We start from the raw sequence: 2224 nt of genomic DNA, 5'->3' as shown, positions 1-2224 counted from the left end.
GGCTTTATCGGCTATGAGGGCCGGATGGAATGGGCACCAAGCCGCCGCAGGCGCTGGCATAATGACCAGCTGGAACTGGCGCGCCTACCGGATTTGCCGAGTGACTTGCCTCGAATTGACGGGGTGGTTAGGCTTTCCAGCGCCGAGCGCTCGCATTTTTATCGCGGGTTTCGGGGCTATGATGTGCGGGCCACAGAGGCCAGCTATGCGCAGCTCTCCGGCACGATTTTGGGTGATGATAGCGGCACACGGGTGACGGGGGCGCGGGCCAAATGGAGCTTTGGCGAGGACTTTGGCTTTGTGCGAGAGCTCGGCGCGGATGATCTGGAGCCATTGGGACTGTGGATTAAGCCGGGCGGTACGGTGGCGTTTTCCGATTTGCACCTGCCATTTGCAGATATTCACCAGCCGTTTAACCAGATCGGCGGCGCAACTGCAAAACGAGCCATGGCCAGCGGTCTGGCTGCAAGGCTGACCTACGCAGGCTTTTACAATGGGGAAACGCTGCTTGGTGCACGGCGGCTTTCTGCCGGTCATCAGGTAGGCGCAGGCGATACCTATCAGGTGGCGGGCGAGGGCGCGGCACCTGACAAAACAGGCTCGCAGGTCTATGCGGCCTGTCGCACCGGATTTGATGATTTTGACGGCGCGGATGTGACCCATGTGGCGCTGCTGGCAGACACCAAACCGGCGGCTGGATTGCCACCATATCAGCAGCACCTGACGCCCCCCCAGATCAAGGGCGGCGTGCCTATTGCCCGCACAGAACTGGCGACCACGTTGGAGCCCACCAAACGCACGCATGTGCGCTGGCTTTTATCATTCGCCGATAGCTAACACCCGATAGGTTTAGGAAAACACTCATGGACTATAAGCATCCGGATGTGCGCGGCGCTTATGAGCGCACCTTTGCGCGACCAGACGACAGCTCGATCATTTTCCCCGAGGAACGCTTTCTGCAAGCAGCCGACTTGAACGACATGCGCGGCATTTTGGGCCGCCGTGTGGAGCGTGCAGCGCGCCTTTCCGCTCGTGATGGCGACCGGCGCACCGGCGCGGCGATCCGCGTGCTGGAAACTGGCGATGTGGACCTACAGGCAGGCGAGATCTTTGCAGGTGGCGATGTGTTGCCGGTAACCGCCGCTGTGCTGAGCGGTGTGCCCATGGTTGGTGCGGCGCTCATCGGTGTTCGTCTTGTCAAAACCTATATTGATGCGGACGAGGATGCAGGCTTGCTGGGCCTCGCGCCCGGCACGTTGGCCGAGGGCGAGCCGGGGGCACTGCGCGAGGTGACCACGCTTTCATGGGGCTTTGAGGGCGATGGTGCTGATGGGGAGCTCTACCCTGTTTACCGGCTCAAGGACGGCGTGCCACTGAACCAGCAAAGCGCGGAACTCTCCGAGACGGCGCAGGCGGTGGCACTGGCAGATTTTGGTGCCCATGGCAGCTACATTGTCGAGGGGTGTGGTGTCACCGCACTTGGCCGCGATGATGCGGGGGCGCAGCAATTTGATATCGGCGCAGGCACAGCCTCGATCGGCGGGTTTTACCGCACGCGGGCCTCGGCTTTGCGTCACAGCGAGGTGGAGAGCTGGACTACCCGCCAGATCGATGGTGAGCAGCATGTGTTCACCGCTGGTGATAACGGCCAGTGTGAACTGCGGCTGTTTGAGGGGCCTATTGACCAGATTGTGCAGGTGCTGCTGGAGCGCGAGACCACCAAAACCATCACACGCGGGCAAACCAGTGGCGGCGCGGATAACCTCGGCGAGACCTCTGTTTTATCGGTTGTCTCTCTCAAGCAGGGCAACAAAACCTACACTGAGGGCGCGGACTTCACGCTTTCGGGTCATAAAATCTCTTGGGCAATCGCGGGCGATGAGCCTGCCAAAGGCAGTTCCTACGAGGTGCAATTCCGCTTTCGTGATGTGGTGGTGCCAGCTGCCGTTACCGCAAACTCAATAACCCTGAGCGGCGGGCGCGATGGCGGTGAGGTGATTGCCACCTATCAGGTTAAACAGGCTCGCACCGATCTGGTGTGTCTCGACCGTGAGGGCCAGCCTGTCTATTTGCGCGGGCTGGCGGGCAGCGGTGAACCACCGCGCGCGCCCGATGGCCTGCTGCGCCTTGCCGAGGTGCACAACGATTTTGCAGGGACGCCGCGCGTTGAGAATAACGGCCCGGGCCGCTACACCATGCAGGATATCGGCGAGCTGGCCTCGCT

2 protein-coding genes are annotated in these 2224 nt (G+C 61.4%); both read left to right on the top strand.

Going from position 1 to position 2224, the window contains the following annotated elements; translation table 11 throughout:
* The coding region (locus tag AYK82_RS00010) for a hypothetical protein (RefSeq protein ID WP_208976334.1) at nucleotides 1-837 on the top strand (837 nt) is incomplete at its 5' end.
* 26 nt (nucleotides 838-863) lie between these two features.
* Nucleotides 864-2224: DUF4815 domain-containing protein (locus AYK82_RS00005; RefSeq protein WP_156453209.1), on the top strand; the 1361-nt coding region annotated here is incomplete at its 3' end.

It is taken from the genome of Polycladidibacter hongkongensis (assembly GCF_001561995.1).
Classification (GTDB): Bacteria; Pseudomonadota; Alphaproteobacteria; order Rhizobiales; family Stappiaceae; genus Pseudovibrio; species Pseudovibrio hongkongensis.
Note: the sequence above shows the minus strand (reverse complement) of the source record. Positions and strands in the feature narration are given on the sequence as shown.